The organism is Clostridium intestinale DSM 6191, assembly GCF_900130055.1.
In the GTDB taxonomy this organism is placed as follows: domain Bacteria; phylum Bacillota; class Clostridia; order Clostridiales; family Clostridiaceae; genus Clostridium_T; species Clostridium_T intestinale.
Genome location: NZ_FQXU01000003.1, coordinates 554,175 through 572,281 on the forward strand (window position 1 = coordinate 554,175; position 18,107 = coordinate 572,281).

General features: G+C 29.9%; 27 protein-coding genes. 9 read left to right on the forward strand and 18 right to left on the reverse strand.

Annotation, left to right across the window (positions count from 1 at the left end; all coding sequences use genetic code 11):
• Positions 1–4 precede the first annotated feature (4 nt).
• The 7 genes from BUA92_RS02955 to BUA92_RS02985 form a co-directional block, all read right to left on the reverse strand.
• On the reverse strand, positions 5–553 hold the full coding sequence (locus tag BUA92_RS02955) for a GNAT family N-acetyltransferase (protein ID WP_073016545.1): 549 nt from the start codon (positions 551–553) through the stop codon (positions 5–7).
• A gap of 248 nt (positions 554–801) precedes the next feature.
• Complete coding sequence (locus BUA92_RS02960; RefSeq protein WP_073016548.1) at positions 802–1,284, reverse strand: hypothetical protein; 483 nt, start codon at positions 1,282–1,284, stop codon at positions 802–804.
• A 25-nt stretch (positions 1,285–1,309) separates the two neighbouring features.
• Positions 1,310–1,858 carry a GNAT family N-acetyltransferase gene (locus BUA92_RS02965; RefSeq protein ID WP_073016550.1) on the reverse strand — a complete coding sequence of 183 codons (549 nt, stop codon included), beginning with the start codon at positions 1,856–1,858 and terminating at the stop codon, positions 1,310–1,312.
• 68 nt (positions 1,859–1,926) lie between these two features.
• The gene (locus tag BUA92_RS02970; protein ID WP_073016553.1) at positions 1,927–2,313 is read right to left on the reverse strand and encodes a hypothetical protein; all 387 of its coding nucleotides are present in this window, start codon (positions 2,311–2,313) and stop codon (positions 1,927–1,929) included.
• Positions 2,314–2,369: 56 nt separating this feature from the next.
• Positions 2,370–3,002 (reverse strand): hypothetical protein, encoded by a 633-nt coding sequence (locus tag BUA92_RS02975; RefSeq protein ID WP_073016555.1) that lies wholly within the window; start codon positions 3,000–3,002, stop codon positions 2,370–2,372.
• Positions 3,003–3,191: 189 nt separating this feature from the next.
• On the reverse strand, positions 3,192–3,446 hold the full coding sequence (locus BUA92_RS02980) for a hypothetical protein (protein ID WP_073016557.1): 255 nt from the start codon (positions 3,444–3,446) through the stop codon (positions 3,192–3,194).
• Positions 3,447–3,619: 173 nt separating this feature from the next.
• Entirely contained in the window at positions 3,620–4,282 is a 663-nt protein-coding gene (locus BUA92_RS02985; RefSeq protein ID WP_073016559.1) for a Crp/Fnr family transcriptional regulator, read from the reverse strand.
• 110 nt (positions 4,283–4,392) lie between these two features.
• Between BUA92_RS02985 and BUA92_RS02990 the strand changes: the two genes are divergently transcribed.
• A complete protein-coding gene (locus BUA92_RS02990) occupies positions 4,393–5,070 on the forward strand; it encodes a lactate utilization protein (RefSeq protein WP_073016561.1) in 678 nt (225 codons plus the stop codon).
• Positions 5,071–5,421: 351 nt separating this feature from the next.
• On the opposite strand, the gene BUA92_RS02995 is transcribed toward BUA92_RS02990, so the two are convergent.
• The 4 genes from BUA92_RS02995 to BUA92_RS03010 form a co-directional block, all read right to left on the reverse strand.
• The gene (locus tag BUA92_RS02995) at positions 5,422–5,946 is read right to left on the reverse strand and encodes a hypothetical protein (RefSeq protein ID WP_073016563.1); all 525 of its coding nucleotides are present in this window, start codon (positions 5,944–5,946) and stop codon (positions 5,422–5,424) included.
• A 143-nt stretch (positions 5,947–6,089) separates the two neighbouring features.
• Positions 6,090–6,980, reverse strand: a complete 891-nt coding sequence (locus tag BUA92_RS03000) for a GNAT family N-acetyltransferase (protein ID WP_242950037.1) — start codon at positions 6,978–6,980, stop codon at positions 6,090–6,092.
• A gap of 61 nt (positions 6,981–7,041) precedes the next feature.
• A complete protein-coding gene (locus BUA92_RS03005; protein ID WP_242950038.1) occupies positions 7,042–7,662 on the reverse strand; it encodes a LysE family translocator in 621 nt (206 codons plus the stop codon).
• Positions 7,659–8,099: an Lrp/AsnC family transcriptional regulator gene (locus BUA92_RS03010; protein WP_073016565.1), complete on the reverse strand. Its 441-nt coding sequence runs from the start codon at positions 8,097–8,099 to the stop codon at positions 7,659–7,661. The genes BUA92_RS03005 and BUA92_RS03010 overlap by 4 nt, the downstream gene beginning before the upstream one ends.
• Positions 8,100–8,374: 275 nt before the next feature.
• Here BUA92_RS03010 and BUA92_RS03015 point away from each other — a divergent pair, with 275 nt between their 5' ends.
• The gene (locus BUA92_RS03015) at positions 8,375–8,791 is read left to right on the forward strand and encodes a PTS sugar transporter subunit IIB (protein ID WP_021801825.1); all 417 of its coding nucleotides are present in this window, start codon (positions 8,375–8,377) and stop codon (positions 8,789–8,791) included.
• A 74-nt stretch (positions 8,792–8,865) separates the two neighbouring features.
• Here BUA92_RS03015 and BUA92_RS03020 read toward each other — a convergent pair whose 3' ends face one another.
• The 4 genes from BUA92_RS03020 to BUA92_RS03035 form a co-directional block, all read right to left on the reverse strand.
• Complete coding sequence (locus tag BUA92_RS03020) at positions 8,866–9,780, reverse strand: AEC family transporter (protein WP_073016567.1); 915 nt, start codon at positions 9,778–9,780, stop codon at positions 8,866–8,868.
• A 67-nt stretch (positions 9,781–9,847) separates the two neighbouring features.
• The gene (locus tag BUA92_RS03025; RefSeq protein ID WP_073016569.1) at positions 9,848–10,300 is read right to left on the reverse strand and encodes a hypothetical protein; all 453 of its coding nucleotides are present in this window, start codon (positions 10,298–10,300) and stop codon (positions 9,848–9,850) included.
• A 1-nt stretch (position 10,301) separates the two neighbouring features.
• Positions 10,302–11,156, reverse strand: coding sequence for an AraC family transcriptional regulator (locus BUA92_RS03030; RefSeq protein ID WP_073016572.1), 855 nt, complete (start codon positions 11,154–11,156; stop codon positions 10,302–10,304).
• A gap of 129 nt (positions 11,157–11,285) precedes the next feature.
• Positions 11,286–11,687: a pyridoxamine 5'-phosphate oxidase family protein gene (locus tag BUA92_RS03035; RefSeq protein WP_073016574.1), complete on the reverse strand. Its 402-nt coding sequence runs from the start codon at positions 11,685–11,687 to the stop codon at positions 11,286–11,288.
• A gap of 129 nt (positions 11,688–11,816) precedes the next feature.
• Between BUA92_RS03035 and BUA92_RS03040 the strand changes: the two genes are divergently transcribed.
• Positions 11,817–12,209, forward strand: coding sequence for a winged helix-turn-helix transcriptional regulator (locus tag BUA92_RS03040; RefSeq protein WP_073016576.1), 393 nt, complete (start codon positions 11,817–11,819; stop codon positions 12,207–12,209).
• On the opposite strand, the gene BUA92_RS03045 is transcribed toward BUA92_RS03040, so the two are convergent.
• Positions 12,206–12,964, reverse strand: a complete 759-nt coding sequence (locus tag BUA92_RS03045) for a SagB/ThcOx family dehydrogenase (RefSeq protein WP_073016578.1) — start codon at positions 12,962–12,964, stop codon at positions 12,206–12,208. The genes BUA92_RS03040 and BUA92_RS03045 overlap by 4 nt on opposite strands.
• 199 nt (positions 12,965–13,163) lie before the next feature.
• On the opposite strand from BUA92_RS03045, the gene BUA92_RS03050 reads away from it, so the two are divergent.
• The 4 genes from BUA92_RS03050 to BUA92_RS03065 are packed head-to-tail and all read left to right on the forward strand — an operon-like array spanning position 13,164 to position 15,761.
• Positions 13,164–13,601: a LytTR family DNA-binding domain-containing protein gene (locus BUA92_RS03050; RefSeq protein ID WP_073016580.1), complete on the forward strand. Its 438-nt coding sequence runs from the start codon at positions 13,164–13,166 to the stop codon at positions 13,599–13,601.
• 13 nt (positions 13,602–13,614) lie between these two features.
• Positions 13,615–14,061, forward strand: a complete 447-nt coding sequence (locus tag BUA92_RS03055; RefSeq protein WP_073016582.1) for a DUF3021 family protein — start codon at positions 13,615–13,617, stop codon at positions 14,059–14,061.
• The gene (locus BUA92_RS03060) at positions 14,061–14,945 is read left to right on the forward strand and encodes an ABC transporter ATP-binding protein (protein WP_073016585.1); all 885 of its coding nucleotides are present in this window, start codon (positions 14,061–14,063) and stop codon (positions 14,943–14,945) included. Before BUA92_RS03055 ends, BUA92_RS03060 begins: the two co-directional genes overlap by 1 nt.
• Positions 14,946–15,761 (forward strand): ABC transporter permease subunit, encoded by an 816-nt coding sequence (locus BUA92_RS03065; RefSeq protein ID WP_073016587.1) that lies wholly within the window; start codon positions 14,946–14,948, stop codon positions 15,759–15,761.
• Positions 15,762–15,808: 47 nt separating this feature from the next.
• Here BUA92_RS03065 and BUA92_RS03070 read toward each other — a convergent pair whose 3' ends face one another.
• A complete protein-coding gene (locus BUA92_RS03070) occupies positions 15,809–16,828 on the reverse strand; it encodes a pirin family protein (RefSeq protein ID WP_073016589.1) in 1,020 nt (339 codons plus the stop codon).
• 220 nt (positions 16,829–17,048) lie between these two features.
• Between BUA92_RS03070 and BUA92_RS03075 the strand changes: the two genes are divergently transcribed.
• Both BUA92_RS03075 and BUA92_RS03080 read left to right on the forward strand, forming a co-directional pair.
• The gene (locus BUA92_RS03075) at positions 17,049–17,276 is read left to right on the forward strand and encodes a hypothetical protein (protein WP_073016591.1); all 228 of its coding nucleotides are present in this window, start codon (positions 17,049–17,051) and stop codon (positions 17,274–17,276) included.
• Between the two features lie 26 nt (positions 17,277–17,302).
• Positions 17,303–17,623 (forward strand): DUF2085 domain-containing protein, encoded by a 321-nt coding sequence (locus tag BUA92_RS03080; RefSeq protein WP_073016826.1) that lies wholly within the window; start codon positions 17,303–17,305, stop codon positions 17,621–17,623.
• 74 nt (positions 17,624–17,697) lie between these two features.
• Here the strand turns inward: BUA92_RS03080 and BUA92_RS03085 are convergent, their stop codons facing one another.
• The gene (locus tag BUA92_RS03085; protein ID WP_073016593.1) at positions 17,698–18,105 is read right to left on the reverse strand and encodes an arsenate reductase ArsC; all 408 of its coding nucleotides are present in this window, start codon (positions 18,103–18,105) and stop codon (positions 17,698–17,700) included.
• Positions 18,106–18,107 lie beyond the last annotated feature (2 nt).

An 18,107-nucleotide genomic window follows, 5' to 3' on the forward strand; every position in this document is an offset into this window, starting at 1 on the left:
GCCTCTACAGTATTAATGTGTTTAACTTTTCCCACTCTGATTTTAGCATTGCATATTCATAGGTATCCATCCATAATGGCTCTCCATTATTATCTGTTTTAAAATAAACATTTTGTAATAGCAACCCTTCTCTTCTCAAACCTAAACGTTCAAGTAGCTTCCAAGAATTATTATTTTTAGGACTACACTTTGCAATAACACGCCTAACATTTAGGTTTGTAAATGCATAATTAATTAATGCTCTAGCACTTTCTGTAGCATATCCCTGCCCTTGATATTTTCTATTAAATACATAACCAAGCTCCCAGGTATCAAAGTCTCCTTTTGAGAAGTACAAGTTTCCTATTAATTTTTTATTTTCTCTTAAACAAACTCCATAAAAACTCTTATCACTGGATCTTCGTACAGCCTCTTCTTTAGCCTTTTTTTCATTAAATACATGATATGGTTCAAACTTAACCACTTCTTCATCTGATAGGTATTCATAAAGGTCTTGCCAATCATCTTTTTCAAATCTTCTTATAACCAGTCTTTCTGTAATTATATTTTCCATCTCAATCTCCTTAATTTTATTATAGAAGAAAATTCTCCCTGTATTCTGTGATTTAAATTTTCTAGGAATATATATAGATATATATTTTTCTATATATCTATATAACTATATATAGTATTTATGCGGCACTCAGGGGATTTTTAATTTAAAATAGGTTACTTAATACTCAATAAATAATTAAAGATTCTTAAAAGAGTCTGTAACAAAACAATTATCATAATTTTGCTACAAACTCTTAATTAAAAATATTAAGATAACCAAACCTCTCTAGTAGAATTTTCTTTCCACGTTCCAAAGCTTTTATGAAATTTCACTTTAATTCCACCTCCACTTAAATAAGTTTCTTTACTACTATCTGATATTGCCCAAGTATTCTCTATTACTATTGAAGCATTTTGATTATCTATGCTAATGTCCTTAAAAGTTAAATAAAGAAAATCTCCCTCTTTATTAGCTTTCTCTTTTATTTCATAAGGTGTCATAACTATTAATTTTTGCTTTAAAACTTCACTCAGGGTTTTATTATCTAAGTTCTCTGAGGATACAATGATATTCTCATAATTTTTTACAATATTATAATCTGGAAGCTCACCATTTTCTAAAGCTATTTTAATGGTCTTGCCTATTAATTCTTCTTTTGAATTAGTATCCCTTTTGTAAAAAAAGATAAATGTTAGGGTCACCAGTATAATAACTATAGTTATTAATACTCCCCTTTTTCTATTCCCCAAAATAAATACCCCCTATATACTTAAGTTATAAAATGTATTCAAGTTGACAATCACAAGGCTCTTTCTCAACGTGCTTTTTATCATATTCTACTGCTTCAACACATCCTAAGGATTTATAAAAAGCTTGTGATTCAACTGATGAGTGGGCAGAAATATATAGTTTTTTAGCACCACGAGCTTTTGCCCATTTAGACGCAAGTTTAAAAAGTTCTCTTCCTATTCCATAACCCCTCATGTCTTCAGAAACATGGATACTTGAAAGATTTATATAATCTCTATTTTTGCCTAAAAAATCACCATCAACTGATGTAAATCCTTTTAAAATCCCATCTGAAAAAGCACCATATACCACGCCGTCCGTGTTTATAACACCTTTAAGACATTCAGAGAGGAAAGCATAGTCTTCTTTTCCCCATTCCTCAACAAAACGAACTTCCTTAATCACCCATTCTCCATCTATTTTTCTCCAACAATGAGTGACATTTTGATGACGCTTAAAATTATCAAAAAGCTCTATATTAATTTCTTCTATTTGTATCTCTCTATAATTTATCTTATTTTTTAAATTTTCCATATCCTTTACCTCCCTAAAAAGCATTATTTTATTGTATTCCGCATCCTTTGGTATTTAACATACCCAGGTTAATCCTTAGAATATTTAGTAGTTTTTTCACTGTTAAAATATTCTATGGGTACCTCAACAAATGAAACCAGTTTTTTTGATTTAACAAATGCAATCATATTTATTGAATCAAGATTTTCGATATTAAATCTTGAGTTATAACTCTTTACTCCATCACCTTTAAATATATTATTGGGATTTGAATACGGAATAAATATATACATTGTGTCCCATTCAAAATCAGTAACCTCTGAAAAATCTACATGTTCTGATTGTTTTATGGTGTCTACTATTTTATGTCTTAGGGCTTTATCTTCACTTATTTTCCTAGACTTTCTAAAATAAATAAACATAGACAGTAGTATAATTATAAAAACTAAACCCACAACAAGATATTTTTTCTTCATAAGTCCTCCTGTTATCTTTATTATGGTAATAATATCACATAATCACAATTAGTTTATTACTCTTTTATTACATTTAATTCACTTACTTGTTTCTCACTAAAAAGCACAGTAACAGCATAAACACGATCATATCCAAGTTCTTTATATTTTTCTGGTGTATAAAAGTAGTCTACTGTATGCGCAGTCATGGTATTACCAGAAGTTACCCCTTGAACAACTAAAGGAATTTCTTTATCGTAGGTAATCTCAGCTTTATTATCTAGAAATGAGCTGAGTTGTCCCATAGTTGAAGGCTCTTGTGGTTTCTCAGTTGAAAATTTAGTTGAAGCACTTGAATTTTCACTTAAAAAAGCAATTTTATATCCGTAAAAATAATTATTAAAATTGAGACTTAATCTTCCCTTGATATCTTTAAATTCCTGACTTGTTCTCCCAATGTTAGAATCCCATTTGTTGTCTTTTAATTCATATATGCTTATCTGAATAGATTGTACTTTATCATCTAAATTAAAATCATACATCATTTGATTTTCATAATCTCCAACCAATTTAACAATATCATCTTCTGATTTTGTTAATTCTGCTTTTTGTATATATTTCTCTTTAACCTCAACTGGATTTTTAGCTTTACACGAAGTAAATATAAGCAAAGAAACAGCAAGCATAAAAACAGATAAAACCCTTTTCACAAAATTCCCCCTTTTACAGTTATACCAATCTATCCCATATACTATCCATTATACATAAAAGCCAATTTATATTAAACATCAAAATTTAAATATCGCTTTAAATTACTTATTCATAATAAAAAATGTAGTAGATCTATATAAAAAATCTACTACACCTCATAATAAAGTTACTCTAAGTTTTATTAAAATTTAGATGCCCTTTTCTTTTTCACTTGCCTTTTTTAATTGATAAAGGAACTGCAAAACAGGATCATTTTTTATCTCGTCTTCTTCTTGAATTGCAGAAATCTTATCATTTAAAGATTTAAAGTCAACATATTGAGATAACTCTTCTACGGCTATTTTTAATACATCTTCATAGGTCAATCCTTGATGTTCTCTCTTAATTTCAAACTTCGGGAAATTTAAATCTGGAAAAAGATCTCTTAATGTTAATTTGTCCATATCTTGCACCACCTTTCAACAAATATCTATAGTTAATTATCGATATATTTGAAGATTTTTTAATATATAAAGGGCTAATTAATAATTTAACTAATGGTTTTAGTTTCTGGAAATACGTCCAATAGTTTCACTTGTTGGGGGTTAATCTTATCTGATAAGTAAATTATTATATTTTAATGCTTCAATAGCTTAAATTTGTTTCTATAAAAGTCAATCAAGCCGTCCCGTTTCATCCATGCAAGCTCTCTGGATAAAGCACTTCTATCTACATCTAAATACTCGGCCATCGCTTCTCTATCAAAAGGAATAGTAAATGTTTCTGTCCCAGTTTCACTCATAATTCTTGTTAAATAAGTTAAGACCTTATCCCTAATAGTAGGCATAATAAGGCAATCATTTCGGTCATGCAGTTCTAACGCTCGTTCTGCAATACTATCAAAAAGATTGCCAAGTAATTGTTCATGTGCCATACATAACTTTGTACAACAGCTCAATATGCTTTTGATAGGAATAAACAGAACCTCAAGTGGTTCTATTGCCTGTACTGACATGGGGCATCTTCTTCCACGGCTAGCCGCTGTTAAAACTGCTGTATATCCACCAGGATAATGGAGGGATACAATAATTTGTTTTCCCGTGATGCTCAATTTCGTACTTTGAGCTCTACCCTGCAATATGATGCCGACATTATCAACTAAATCGCCCTCACGGACAACCAGCTCATCTTTTGCATATTCTTTCCTTGTGGCTGACAGACATTTAAGCATTTGAGTAATATCATTTGGGGAAATACCTGAAAACAAACGTGATTGACATAGGGAATCTAAGTTGTTCATGAGAGGCTCCTCGTTGCACGTGCAACATACTTTTTCTTTTTACTATACTATATTAATCATAAACACACAAGAAGTTAGTCACCTTTCTAAAGTCAGAATGGAGGAAAACAATGCAAGGGAAAGAACATTCAATAAAAGCGAGAAATCGACTTTTAGCATCAAAGGTTATTAAAAATCTGCAAAGCAGAAAGTTTGAGGCTTATTACTGTGATAACGCCATAGAAGCTGTAGAAAAAGCACTATCATTTATTCCGGAACATTCCTCGGTATCATGGGGTGGATCAGTCACGCTTGAGGAAATCGGGCTTCTTAATCAAGTACGTCAAGGAAGCTATATAATCATTGATCGTGATAAAGCTCAAACAATGGAGGAGCGTTATGACCTCATGCGCCAATCTCTTTTGTGCGACACCTATTTAACGAGCTTTAATGCAGTTAGCGAAGATGGCATATTAGTCAATATAGATAGTGTTGGCAATCGAACAGCGGCGATTACCTTTGGACCGAAAAGTGTTATTGCTATCGTTGGGATGAATAAGGTTTGCAAGACCGCTGAAGATGCAGTTATAAGAGCCAGAACATATGCGGCCCCTATTAATGTGTACCGATGTTCGTGTTCGTCCAGCCCATTTTTACATTCACCGCAAAAAACGCCCTGCCTAATCAATGGTGCTTGCGGAGATTGTAAAACAGATGACTGTATCTGTTCTTATATTGTCCAAACAAGAATGTGTAGAACAGCGGGGAGAATAAAGGTTATCCTTGTTGGTGAATCTTTGGGATTTTGAATAAAGATTATAGTTTAATATCAGCTTTAGGATGGGAGTACCTCATGTATCCATGGCCGCTATTTCATATTTGGGATGAACAGTTGTTTTATTGCAACGGTTTAGCTTAGCTGCCCCTCCCTCCTACTCCATTTTCATTCACTAGTTACTTAAAAATCGAAATGGAGAAATGTCATATGGCTAAAATAAATCCGCGAGATTTTTACTTGTTTTATCATTCAGACTTTTTTATTGAAATACCAGATGAAGTCCTTTCAATGATTTATTAGTCTAAAGCTATCTTTATAGTTTGGGATAAAACTTTGTTTTATCTATTTTTATATTAAAACTATTATAATGTAACGGCTCTATTTACTTTACTTCTTTTACACACCAAGTGTCTTTATTTTTGCCAATTATAAGCGTATTTTCAGTGGTTTCGATTGGTGAAAAAGAAGTTTGCCAATAAAATTTTATTTTAGCCTCATACATATCTTCATTTATTTTCTTATAAGATATTAATTCATATTTATTAAGCCATGGGCTTGAACCCCCAATTACCCAATAGCCCTCTTCTGGCTCACCTAATTTTTCAATTAATTCTTTTTTTAATTCCTTACAAGCAACTGCATAATGGTAAACCCCATTTCTTGTACTTTCTCCCTTGGTCCAGATATCAATAACTTGCTCTGGAGATGTTGCTCCTAATTCATCTAACGCTTGCTTAAAGAAATAAACTTGAGCTTTGCTTTGCTGATGACTTATAGGAATATAGTCTCCCTTCTCTTTTTCACTTAGATTAGCCATTATGCTTTTAATATCTGTACCCTCTGTCTTTATGACATTTAAAGTTAAAAAGATAAAAATAATCATAATGAATCTTAATATTTTTTTCATAAAACCACCTCTATAACACTTTTATTTAATTTTTAGTTTTTGTAATATAAGCGGTTTTATAAGTGGTAATACTTTACCTACTATAGACATAATAAATACAAGGATTTAAACCTAAGTTCAAATCCTTGTAAAAGATATTTTTATCATGCATGAGATAACACCGGGAACATAAGCTTATTTGATGAAAATAAGTTTTCTTTTCCCTTAAGTATAAATAAGGTTGTATCTTCCTCATGAAGTTTATTTATCTTAAACTCTTTAACTTCTTTTGGGGTAAATCCTAAGAATGCTGTTTTAGTGTTTTCCTCAGCTATAATAGATAAAATCTCATTTAGAGAACAGTTGCCTTTACAGAAAATATCGTAACATATTAAATTTTCATCTTCATATTCAGCTACTACAATAGCTTCATGCTCTTTTATATAATAAATGCTTTCTTTCATAAATTGAGAGCAATAGAACATAAGTAGTCCCTCATTTTCCTCCATAGGTAATGCGGAAAAAGGATTTGAATTTTTATATAGATCTAACAGAAATTGTTTGTCAGCATCTTTATCCATATTAAGTTTTCTAACTAGTCCACTTTGTTTATTAATGTTTTTGGAATATTGATATTCTTCAACTTTCTCAAAACCAAACTTAGGATAATAATCTAATACTCCATCATTAGCAAATAAGTATATAGCATGACATTTATCCCTCCACTCTTCTAATACTTTTTTAATTAAAAAGCTGCTTAAACCTTTATTTCTAAATTCTTTATCAGTCATAACAGTTCCTAATTGTATATATATTCTTTTTTCATCATTCCATCTTGTTTTAATTATATTTACTGAAACATTGGCTACTACTTTATCATCTTTTAAAAGACAATAAGGTATATAGTCCTCTCCCCAATAGCCATTTTGGTGCCAAGTCTCAAAACTAAGCCCAAAGGTGTTTTGGGCTAGTATATTAAAGCTATTTCTTATTTTATCCTTCTCTTTTATGTTAGTAATAAATATATATTCATTGTCATTAATATTACATTTCACTATTTTGTTCCTCACTTTCAACTTATATGGATATTTTAAACTATTTTTATAAAAAATCATTCTACTTTTTAATTAATATTTTGATTCCTAAAAATACTAACACCACCCCAACAATAAGGTTTAATATACGTATAAGGGTAATTGGAAAAAAAACTTTAACGACACTTCCTAGTATTGAAACCATTGTTAAAAAGAAAAGAGTAGACAATATAGCTCCTAAGGCAAAAAGGTAAAGTTCATGCCTTGTGGTCTTTTCTTCTAGCAACTTAGTTGAAAATATGCCTGCCCAAAATATTATTGTAAGAGGATTAGAGGCTGTAATAATAAGTGCATTTATAAATACGTTGCTTGAATTTATTGAACTTCCGAGAGTTAATACAGGCAATAAATTAACATTAAATTGATTCAGAATTGTACTTGCTCCAAATAGGAATAAAATTATAGCACCAGATACTTTTAAGAATGCTTGTACCCTTTTGCGACTAACTATAGATACTAATCCCTTAATAGCAAGTAAAATAAAAATTCCATCTATTAGAGTAACACCTATTACACCTAATTCTCCACTGTAAAATCCATATGTTGATGAGGTTTTTAATATAAACATACTTACAGGCCCAATTGCAAATTGTAACAACATTCCAAATCTAAAACCTTTGAAAAAAATTGCTATTGATTTCATACATTGATCTCTTCTTTTAAAGAAGATAAGGTAATTATTGTATTTGATTTACATACGCCTTTCATTTTCTTTAATACATTTGATATAAAATACTCTAAGGATTTAGTGTCTTCTACAAGAACTTTTAATAAGTAGTCATATTCTCCAGCAACATGGTGGCATTCTAATACGGATTTGTAGTTAATAATGTTTTTTCTGAATCCCTCTATATTTCCTGTTTCATTAATATTAACAAAAATAAAAGCTAGAAGCTTAAAATCAGTTTTATCTCTATTAATTTTTACAGTATATTTTTCAATTATAGCTGCTTCTTCCATCTTTCTTATTCTTTCTGATACAGCGGGAATAGAAAGATTTACTTTCTTGCTTATTTCTGAAGTAGTTGCTCTGCTATTTTCTTTTAATGAATCAATAATCTTTAAATCAATTGTATCCATAATAAGTTCTCCTTATTTTCTTAAATTAATAGTATTATACAAATAACTTTAAATATAGTATATATTATTTGAAAACTACTTAATAATTAATGTTTTATGGTATTTTTATTAATATTTTTAATATAGCAGATAAAAACTTAATAACTTACCTTAATTTTTTAAGTTTAAAAAATCTGTTTTATATGTAGAGGAAAAACACTATAATCATTGAGTTATTTCGTTTACATTGGTATTATTTACTTATATACTATTTTACTAAAAATGGAGGGTTTAAAATGTTAAAAATTCTTTTGTGCTGTGGTGGTGGCTTCTCTTCAAGCGCTTTGGTAAGCAGGCTTAAAAAAGAGATAATAGAAAATAATATGGATAATGAATATAGTATTGAATATTCCCCATTTTTATTGGCTAAGGATAAGACTTCTGAGTTTGATGTTATCGTATGTTGTCCTCATTTAATAATGAGCGTTAACAATCTTATAAAGGACTATAATCCAGATATTCCTATATATATTATGCCGCCTAGAATGTATGGACTTATTAAGGCTAAAGAAGTGGTACAAGATGCTAAGGATGTTGTGGATATTTACAACAAAACTAAGATTAATCCTGTGCATTTTCCAGGAGAAGATAAACCTTTAAAAATCACAAGATCTATTTCCTATAGAAATGCTAATCCTAGTTACACTGGATAGTATTCTTAAAATCTATAAAGATAAGCCTCATAGATTATTAAAAATTTATAATAATCTATGAGGCTTATCTACTTTTAAGCTAATATAAGACACCAAATAGGTATTGATATCAAGGTCATAATGGTTGAAAATACTACTAATTTTGTAGCAAATATATAATCTCCATCATATTTAGCTGCCATAATCGCTGTAGTACTTCCAGCTGGCATTCCAGATAAAAGTACGGATACTCCTGTAATTATAGGATCAACTCCTGCTAGTCTACATCCTAGATAGACAAGTCCTGGTATTACTATAATACGTATAACTGTAAAATATAAAATATCCTTATTTATCATTGTCTTTAAATCTTTAACTTCTGCTATCATGGAGCCTATTAAAAGCATTGTTAAAGGTGTGGTGCATCTTCCTATGGAGACTATGGTATTATAAACAAAGGTTGGTGGTTTTAAGCCAGTAATCATAAGGGCTATCCCTATATACACTGCTATCATACAAGGATGAAAAACTACCTTTTTAAATGCAGCTTTTTTGTCAGTTTCATCAGTAAACTGTGCTAATCCAGCAGACCACATTACAATTCTTGTAGGAATACAGAAGATTGATGAATACATTAAACCAGTTGCTCCAAAGGTACTTTCTGCAATGGGATTTCCTAAAAACGCAGAATTGGATACTAATGTTCCATATTTTAAGACCTTTCTCTGTCTTATTTCAAACCTACCAAATGCGAATCTACAGATTAAATAGCATAAAACTTGAGCTATTATGCCAACCGCCATGATAGTTCCAAAAATCTTAAGTATCCCCATATTAAAATCAATATTAAAAGAAGTAATAATACTGCATGGTAAAATCAAGTTTAAAACAAGTTCTGTTAAAACCCCTTTTGAATTTTCCGTTAGAACTCCTTTTTTCCGTAATATTATTCCTATAATAACCATTAGAAACATAGTTCCTTGAGTTGTCCACATAACGCTGAAATCCATTTAGCTACTCCCTTTCCTATTAAGTCTAATCTGCTTCAATTAATGGTTATTATATCATATTTTTTAGTTAAAATTTTGATTTTTCATAATTATATGGGATACTTGAGCCCACAACTACGTCTTCTATTTTCTCAATTATAAGCCAATCATCCATATTACCTTGATAATCAAATTCTAGTGGTTCTATTTCCTTTACACCACAAAATTCAACTAAACACATACATTTTTTGTGCCAGCGGTCTTTCTGCTTTTTAGATAAGTTTAGCTTAGGTTGATTTTTATCTAAAGTCTCATTTATTTCATCTTCTGAAAGTTTAACATAATTTTGAACAGATTTAACCATAGCTTCAGCAGTTATTTTCCCTGTCCCTTTTTTCATAAGGTAAAGCTTCTCTCCCTCAAATACTCTACTATGAGGTATTTTTCTGCCTGCGGCTGCTCTTATTATCATGGTTTTGGAACCCTCTAAGATTTTTTCAAGTACTTTTTCCTTATCATCACAATATACTAAATGTACCATACTAAACCACCTTCTTTTCTACTGGAATCCAAACTTCATACTTAGCCTTATTAGGATCTGGAGAAATATACACCTCAATATCTGGTGCATCTGCATATTCATATCCTGAGGTTGGTAGCCATTCTGTTACAATCCTTTTCTCTAATTCCTGAATAGACTTGTTAGTTCCTTCTCCAGAAAAAATAGCCCAAGTTGAAGCAGGAACGACATATTCCTCAAATGAACTATCAATTTCCTTTTCACTTGTAACTGCTATAAAGTATTTCCAATCTTCTTTTTCATTACAGCAACTTACTCCTAATAGTCCCATTGGATATCCTTCCATCATAGCTGCAAGTTTTGGTATAGTTCCATCTATTGATAGTTTTCCCCACATCTTAGGTACAGTTTCAAAATTCTTTTCAATTTCTTTCTCTAAAGGTTCTGAAACTCCTATTATTCTAAAAGCTTCTCTTTTCTCAATCCTATAATCCATACTTGTATCTCCTTTTATTGTTATCATAAAGCTAACAGGTGGAAAAGCTTTTAATAAAACCCCTTCAGATTTTGCTTGAGATGGGGCTATTCCATGAACGTTTTTAAATGCCCTGTTAAAGGCTGTAGGAGAATCATATCCATATTTAACTGCTACATCTATAACCTTTTCATCACCATTTTGTAAATCTACAGCAGCTAAAGACATTCTTCTACGTCTTATATATTCTGATAGTGGTATGTTGGCCATATAAGCAAACATTCTTTGAAAATGATATGTAGAGCAACATGCTATTTTAGAAACTTCCTCATAATCAATCCTATCTCTCATATGCTCTTCCATATAATTAATGGCACTATTTAATCGTTCAATCCATTCCATACTGTTACCTCCTAACAATAAAATACAATATATTCCTTTTAAATACCTCTCTTTTTGTGCACAATAAAGAGAGGTTTATTTAATTATACATTATATTCCATAAAACTTCCATGTAACAATATCTATAAGCTAAAATTCTATCTTTCTAGGTTCTCTTCCTGAAAAATCTGAAATCACAGCACTTCCATGCTCAAGATAAAACACCTTAAAAATAGGATTATCTGCTGATTTATATCCCTTCTTTACAGGCTCATGTACATTTATAACTTTTTCTTTTATATTTATATCTTCACAAAACTTAATTTCTCCACTTATTCTTAAAACCACCATATCTCTTGTTGTAACTGAATACTCAATATATGGGTGATTTTTTAATTGTCTATAAACATCTTTTAAGCTATTTGTACAAAAATACAACTTACCTTCATCTTCAAGCATAAAACCAAAAGGTCTAACCCTAGGTTTTCCATCATCTACAGTTCCAAGATATCCATTTACATTTTCCTTTAAAATTCTTAATACTTCTTCCATTTTCCTACCTCGTTGATTTAAATATTTTTTATAAGTATAATGTTAAGGTGCTTTAAAAAATATTACAAGTACGCACATTGATATTACATAGTCATGTCAATCTGACTATTGAGAAAGGAAGTTATTTATATGGATGATTATTCACACGTTTGCCCTGTTACTGTAACCCAAAATGTCCTTATGGGTAAATGGAAACTTTCGATTTTATGGGTTCTTCATAATAAGATTAGAAGATTTGGTGAACTACAAAAACTTTTGCCTCAAATTTCACGTGGTGTTCTTACTCAACAATTAAGAGAGCTTGAGCATGATGGTCTTATAAATAGAAAGGTTTATGGTGAAGTACCTCCAAGGGTTGAGTATTCTTTAACTGAAATAGGAATAAGTTTCATTCCAGTAATGTCTCAAATCATGGAATGGGGTGTTGGATATATAAACAAAACTTCTAGCTGTAATGTAGATGTCTGCATTAAAAATGATTTTCCTTGCAATAAATGCCATGAGATGCTAAAGCCTGATTAAATCTTTTTTCCAACGGCAGCAAGATATATTACAAACTCTTCCTCTCCATCTAATTCTAAAAGTTGATCCATCATTTTTTGATCATATATACCTATAGCGCATGCTCCTGCATTAATAGATTCACTAGCTAAATAAAGATTTTGGCATACGTGTCCAATATCTATAAGAATTTTTTTATGTGCTGTAATGTCAAACTTCCATTCAGAACGATATGGGATAGTACTCCATGCAAAAAGAACAGCAGCTTTTTTAGCGAAATTAGGTACAAAGGGCTGCTCTAATGTTATTTCATCAACCGTCTCTTCTATATTATTTAACTCAAACATAAATAAAAGTTTATGCTGATCTGGAAGATATCTATATACTCCATTTTGTATTCCTTCAACTCTCATTATAAATAAATATGTTTCAAATGAATGTGTTGCGCCACTTGCAGGCACTGTTCTTAAAGTAATTCCTGATTTATTAGTGTCAGTAATTCCTTGAGTTGCCCATAATAAATAGGATAATTCCTCGAGAGTTAATGATTCCTCACTATAAAACCTTGTGCTTCTTCTTTCTTTTATACATTTATAAATTTTTTCGTTTTTAATAGTGTTTTCACTTACCCTTGGGAGATTAATTATGTTAGAAGATGAATTATAGGGTTTTACAATAGGTGGTTGAGGTATTCCTTTCATTTTATCAGTTTTTATCTTCTTAAATTCACCAAAATTAGACTTTAAAAAACTTCTTTGCTCTTCATATCTTTTCATGAAAATTCCTCCATTATTATCTTTACTTTATATAATAGCTGATTTAACAAATATTTCAGTAACATACGTTACTATAATCAACTCATTCTTAAGATTTCTAATATTTTACGTATCTTAGTAGCAAAAAAGTGCAACTTAGTTTTATGAGTATTTACTAATGAGTTATTAAATTATATAGTAAGTTTATAGGAGGTGCAAAATGAAAGTACTTATTGAAGAGTCTCCTGATAATGAAGATACGGAGTTAATAATTAAATGCAAGTCAATAAATGATGAGGTTAAAAGACTAATAGAATTAATAAAACTTTCTGATGAAAAAATCATAGGGTTTTTAAATGGAGAATCCTATGTTGTTGATCCTATTAAAATTCTTTATTTTGAAAGTGTAGATAAAAAAACTTTTATGTATACAGAAGATAAGGTTTATGAAATCTCCTTAAGGTTATATGAACTTGAGAAAAAAATGAGTAAATATGATTTTTTTAGATCTAGTAAATCAACCATAATAAATATTTCTAGAATAAAAAAACTATCTCATAAATTTAATGGCAAACTTGAAGCTACTTTAGATAATGATGAGAAATTATTGATTTCAAGGCAATATGTATCAGTTATTAAAGAAATATTATGCTTCTAAAGGAGGGTTTTATATGGAAAAAGGATTTAAAATAATAGTACAATTTAAACTTGTATGGGGTTTAGTATTTACTGCTACTACTTTACTTTATTCTATTGTAAGCTTAATTTTAGGAGAAACAACTATTGAAATAAGTTTAATATGGAAGTTTGTAGCTATGACCTTATTATTAACCTTGATACATTTTTTAGTTTATGGAGAATATATCTTTAAATCTCTATCTTCACAAAAAAAAGTAATAATTCATTTTATACTTTGCTATATAGTGTTGTTTGTTTTTTCTTATATTTTTAATTGGATTCAAGCTATGAACATACAATCATTTGGAATATTTACAATCAGTTATTCATTATTGTATTTAAGCATCTCATCTTCTTTATTTTTTTATTACAAAATTACAGGTGAAAGACTTAACAACAGACTTAAGGAATATAAAGAACGTAAAGGGAGGATAGATTAATGAAAATAATAGATATTAAAAATCTAACTAAAAGCTATGGTAAAAACAGAGGGGTAGAAGATATAAACCTAACTGTTAATGAGAAAGAAATATTTGGTTTTATAGGTCCAAATGGAGCTGGTAAATCTACAACTATTAAAGTCCTTCTAAACTTTATTTTTCCAACACATGGGGAAGCTAAGATTTTTGATCTTGATTGTGTAAAAGATTCTGTGAAAATTAAAGAAAATATAGGATATGTACCTAGTGAGGTTAGATATTATGGAAATATGAAGGTTAGAGACATCATTTCCTATGGTGAATCCTTTCATAATAATGTGGATAAGGAATATGTTCAACAAATGTGCAAGGATTTTAATGTAGAACTTGATAAAAATATATCTGAACTATCTTTAGGAAATAAAAAGAAAGTTGCAATTATACAAGCTATTTTAAATAAACCAAAACTTTTAATCCTTGATGAACCAACTAATGGGCTTGATCCATTAATTCAACAAAAACTATTTGAAACTCTCACTAAATTAAAAAATGAAGGATCAACAATATTTTTCTCAAGCCATAATTTAAGCGAAGTTGAAGAGTTTTGTGATAAAGTTGCTATTATTAAAGAAGGAAAAATCATAGATATTAAGGATATTAGGGAATATTCTAGGAAAAAGATAAAGAAAATAACTATCAAAACTAGCGAGGTCATTGAAGAAGAGTTAATAACTTTAGGAATAGAAAACCTAGAAAAAAATAACGAAGTTTTAAACTTTTATTATTCAGGTCCTATAAACCCTCTTTTAAACCTTTTAAGTAAATATAAAATTGAAGATTTAACTATTGAGGAAAAGAATTTATCTGAAACCTTTATGAGCTATTATTATAAGGAGGACAAATAAATGAATGTTTTTAAAGTTGAAGTAAAAAGAGGATTTAAATCACTAATTATATGGAGCGTAGTTTGTATTCTACTAATTGTTCTATTTATGTCCATGTTCCCTTCTATGAAAGACAGCGGTATGCAAGAGTTAGTAAATACAAAAATGGATGCTCTTCCTGAAGCTATTTTGGATGCTTTTAATCTAAAAGATGCTCCTGATTTCTCTAAGTTAAATGAATATTTTGCTTACGTTTTTCAATATATTGCAATGGCAGGAGCTATATATGGGGGTATTTTAGGTGCTAAATCACTAATTGAGGAAGAAAGTGAAGGTACTATAGAATTTTTATATGCAAAACCTATTAGTAGAACTAAGATAGTAACCTCAAAAATTCTATCATCTGTAGTATTATTTTATCTTTTCATTATGCTTATGGCAATTGGGTCAATAATAGTGGCTTTAGTAGTTAAACCTGCTGATATAGAGTTTATTAATGTGGTAATGGATATGAAAAAACTTTATTTAGGACTGTTTTTCGTAGGAATGGTATTTATGTCTATAGGCTTTAGTATATCAGTTTTAATACCTCATTTAAGGCTAGCTACACCAATATCTATTGGTACATTTTTTATAACTTATCTTTTGGGAATTTTCTCTCAAATGATTGATTCTTTAAAGTTTTTAAAATACTTTTCACCGTTTAATTATGCAATACCTTCTGAAATTATTAAAAATGGTTTTGATACTACTAATATACTACTTGGGTTAATAATAAGCATTATATGTATTACCCTTACCTATGTAATTTATAGGAAAAAAGACTTTAAAATCTAAAATATAAGCTCATAATAGAAAAACTAAATTCTATTATGAGCTTTATCTTATTTATCTTTATACTCAACTGAACCATCTGGATATTTTGCAAATCTTCCCTGCTCTCTTGGATGTACAAAGTCATCTCTTCCCCATGGCCAGCCTCCAAAACCAGTAGTTCTGTAATCAGAAAAAGCTTCAACAATCTCTTCTTGAGAATTCATAACAAATGGTCCATAACTTACTACAGGTTCTCCTATAGGTTCTCCTTCTAGAAGAAGCAAATAGCTTTCTTTATCTCCATTTTTTATTTCTATTACCTCATCTCCAGCAAGCTCTACTCCTCTTTTTACTTTTATAGTTGTTCCATCAATTGTTATGCTATCTCCAGAATAGAAATAAACTGCTCTATTTAATGTAGATGAAACTTCTTCTAAAACAAAAACTGCTTCTGGTTCCATTTTAATAACTGCTATTCTAACGTTATTTTTTTCATCACCAGCCCAAGAATTTGGAGATGGATCTAAGCTTTTAGTTTCTTTATAAGAACCTGCTACAAGCTTAACAGTGCTTATTTTCCCATCAGTATCTTTATTCTCTATAACAGGAACATCTTCCCTCCATAACATCTTATAATGAGGATCAACAAACTTATCTTTTTTAGGTAAGTTTAGCCATATTTGAAATAACTCCAATGGATTATCCTTATCTCTATTAACTAAAGGGAACATCTCAGTATGGTTGCAGCCTTTACCAGCTGTTAACCACTGTACATCTCCTGCTCCATATCGTCCTGTAGCTCCAGCAGAATCAGCATGATCTACGATTCCTTCCTTTACTATGGTTACTGTTTCAAAACCTCTATGTGGATGTTGTGGAAATCCTGGAATCACATCTCCATGATACATACTCCATCCATCTTTCCCTTGAAAATCACTTCCAATATCTCTACCAGCTAAAGAAGCATTTGGTCCCATCTCGTCATTTCCCTTCGGAAAAGCATCATTATGATATGCACAGAATAAAAATGGATCTTTAGTTTGCCATTGTGTACCTAATTTATTTATTTTAATAATTTTATTTTTCATAATTACCTCCTAATTTTAAATCATTTTATAATTAAAGTTTGTGAGAATTCAAAAGATTTCATATAATATATTTTTTCATGTTACTTACTTTTAGTAACAATATAATTAAACCATATTTCTTTGATTTAGTCAATAATTATTATTAATTATAAAACTTGAACCTAATATTAATATTAGTGTAAAATAAAGGTAGAAATAAAAAGTTTATGGAGGAAAATAAATGGATGAAATAAATTCTAAAGAAAATATAACCTGCCCTTCATGTGGAAGTTCATTTGTTAAAATAATTATAGAAAAGAAAAATGAAGACTTTGATATTCCAAGTGGTGTTATAGGATATATTTGTATGGGCCCTATAGGTTTATTATGTGGGTTGTGTTGTGCAGATGGCGAAAAAGATAAAACAACGTGTATATGCAATAATTGCGGAACGAGGTTTAATGGGTAGTGAAAGATAAAATCTGGCTCTTTTTTATGAAGTTTTTCTCTAATACTTGTCATCAAAAGGCAGATAGAAGTTTTTTTATTAATAAATATCAATTCCCTTTATGCGCAAGATGTACAGGCTTATTTTTAGGTTACATCTTAGGAATTCTTTTCTTATTCTTTTTCTCGCCCCTTCCAACTTTAATATGCTTATCATTTCTAGCAATCATGTTTATCGATTGGTTCCTTCAACATAAAAAGATTAAAGAATCTACTAATTATAGAAGACTTATAACAGGTTTTTTATGTGGCTTAGGAATAATAAGTATCCTATCAAACACCTACCTATTACTAAAAAATATTTTTTAACATTATTAAAAGTACCCTGTAATTTAGTACACCATTTTTCAGTGTCTATTTTACAGGGTATAGTTTATTTTTTTCTAAACTTCATTATTTAGTATTCTATTTTTTAAATCATCTACTTTTTCTTTAATAGTTTCTGCTGTTTTTATAAACTCTTCCTCATCTTTTCCTGTTGGGTCATCTAATCCCCAATCTTCTGTATGTCTAGCTGGTAAGAAGGGACAAACTACATTACAGCCCATTTTTACTACAATATCAACTTCTGGTATATCTGTTAGCAGCTTAGACTTATGTGATTCATTCATATCCACACCATGTAGGCTTTTTATAATTCTAACTGCATCTTGATTAATTTGATCTTTAAGTTCAGTACCAGCTGAATATGCCTCAAAAACATCTGAAGCGTACAATTTACTAATGGCTTCTGCCATTTGTGATCTACAGGAATTGTGAACACATATAAATGCAACCTTTGGTTTTGTCATAA

Coding starts and splice junctions, on each gene's coding strand:
- BUA92_RS02955 (WP_073016545.1), bottom strand. CDS start 553: ATGGAAAATATAATTACAGAAAGACTGGTTATAAGAAGATTTGAAAAA.
- BUA92_RS02965 (WP_073016550.1), bottom strand. CDS start 1,858: ATGGAAAATTTAAAAAATAAGATAAATTATAGAGAGATACAAATAGAA.
- BUA92_RS02970 (WP_073016553.1), bottom strand. CDS start 2,313: ATGAAGAAAAAATATCTTGTTGTGGGTTTAGTTTTTATAATTATACTA.
- BUA92_RS02980 (WP_073016557.1), bottom strand. CDS start 3,446: ATGGACAAATTAACATTAAGAGATCTTTTTCCAGATTTAAATTTCCCG.
- BUA92_RS02985 (WP_073016559.1), bottom strand. CDS start 4,282: ATGAACAACTTAGATTCCCTATGTCAATCACGTTTGTTTTCAGGTATT.
- BUA92_RS02990 (WP_073016561.1), top strand. CDS start 4,393: ATGCAAGGGAAAGAACATTCAATAAAAGCGAGAAATCGACTTTTAGCA.
- BUA92_RS02995 (WP_073016563.1), bottom strand. CDS start 5,946: ATGAAAAAAATATTAAGATTCATTATGATTATTTTTATCTTTTTAACT.
- BUA92_RS03005 (WP_242950038.1), bottom strand. CDS start 7,662: ATGAAATCAATAGCAATTTTTTTCAAAGGTTTTAGATTTGGAATGTTG.
- BUA92_RS03010 (WP_073016565.1), bottom strand. CDS start 8,099: ATGGATACAATTGATTTAAAGATTATTGATTCATTAAAAGAAAATAGC.
- BUA92_RS03015 (WP_021801825.1), top strand. CDS start 8,375: ATGTTAAAAATTCTTTTGTGCTGTGGTGGTGGCTTCTCTTCAAGCGCT.
- BUA92_RS03020 (WP_073016567.1), bottom strand. CDS start 9,780: ATGGATTTCAGCGTTATGTGGACAACTCAAGGAACTATGTTTCTAATG.
- BUA92_RS03025 (WP_073016569.1), bottom strand. CDS start 10,300: ATGGTACATTTAGTATATTGTGATGATAAGGAAAAAGTACTTGAAAAA.
- BUA92_RS03030 (WP_073016572.1), bottom strand. CDS start 11,156: ATGGAATGGATTGAACGATTAAATAGTGCCATTAATTATATGGAAGAG.
- BUA92_RS03035 (WP_073016574.1), bottom strand. CDS start 11,687: ATGGAAGAAGTATTAAGAATTTTAAAGGAAAATGTAAATGGATATCTT.
- BUA92_RS03040 (WP_073016576.1), top strand. CDS start 11,817: ATGGATGATTATTCACACGTTTGCCCTGTTACTGTAACCCAAAATGTC.
- BUA92_RS03045 (WP_073016578.1), bottom strand. CDS start 12,964: ATGAAAAGATATGAAGAGCAAAGAAGTTTTTTAAAGTCTAATTTTGGT.
- BUA92_RS03050 (WP_073016580.1), top strand. CDS start 13,164: ATGAAAGTACTTATTGAAGAGTCTCCTGATAATGAAGATACGGAGTTA.
- BUA92_RS03055 (WP_073016582.1), top strand. CDS start 13,615: ATGGAAAAAGGATTTAAAATAATAGTACAATTTAAACTTGTATGGGGT.
- BUA92_RS03060 (WP_073016585.1), top strand. CDS start 14,061: ATGAAAATAATAGATATTAAAAATCTAACTAAAAGCTATGGTAAAAAC.
- BUA92_RS03065 (WP_073016587.1), top strand. CDS start 14,946: ATGAATGTTTTTAAAGTTGAAGTAAAAAGAGGATTTAAATCACTAATT.
- BUA92_RS03070 (WP_073016589.1), bottom strand. CDS start 16,828: ATGAAAAATAAAATTATTAAAATAAATAAATTAGGTACACAATGGCAA.
- BUA92_RS03075 (WP_073016591.1), top strand. CDS start 17,049: ATGGATGAAATAAATTCTAAAGAAAATATAACCTGCCCTTCATGTGGA.
- BUA92_RS03080 (WP_073016826.1), top strand. CDS start 17,303: ATGAAGTTTTTCTCTAATACTTGTCATCAAAAGGCAGATAGAAGTTTT.
- BUA92_RS03085 (WP_073016593.1), bottom strand. CDS start 18,105: ATGACAAAACCAAAGGTTGCATTTATATGTGTTCACAATTCCTGTAGA.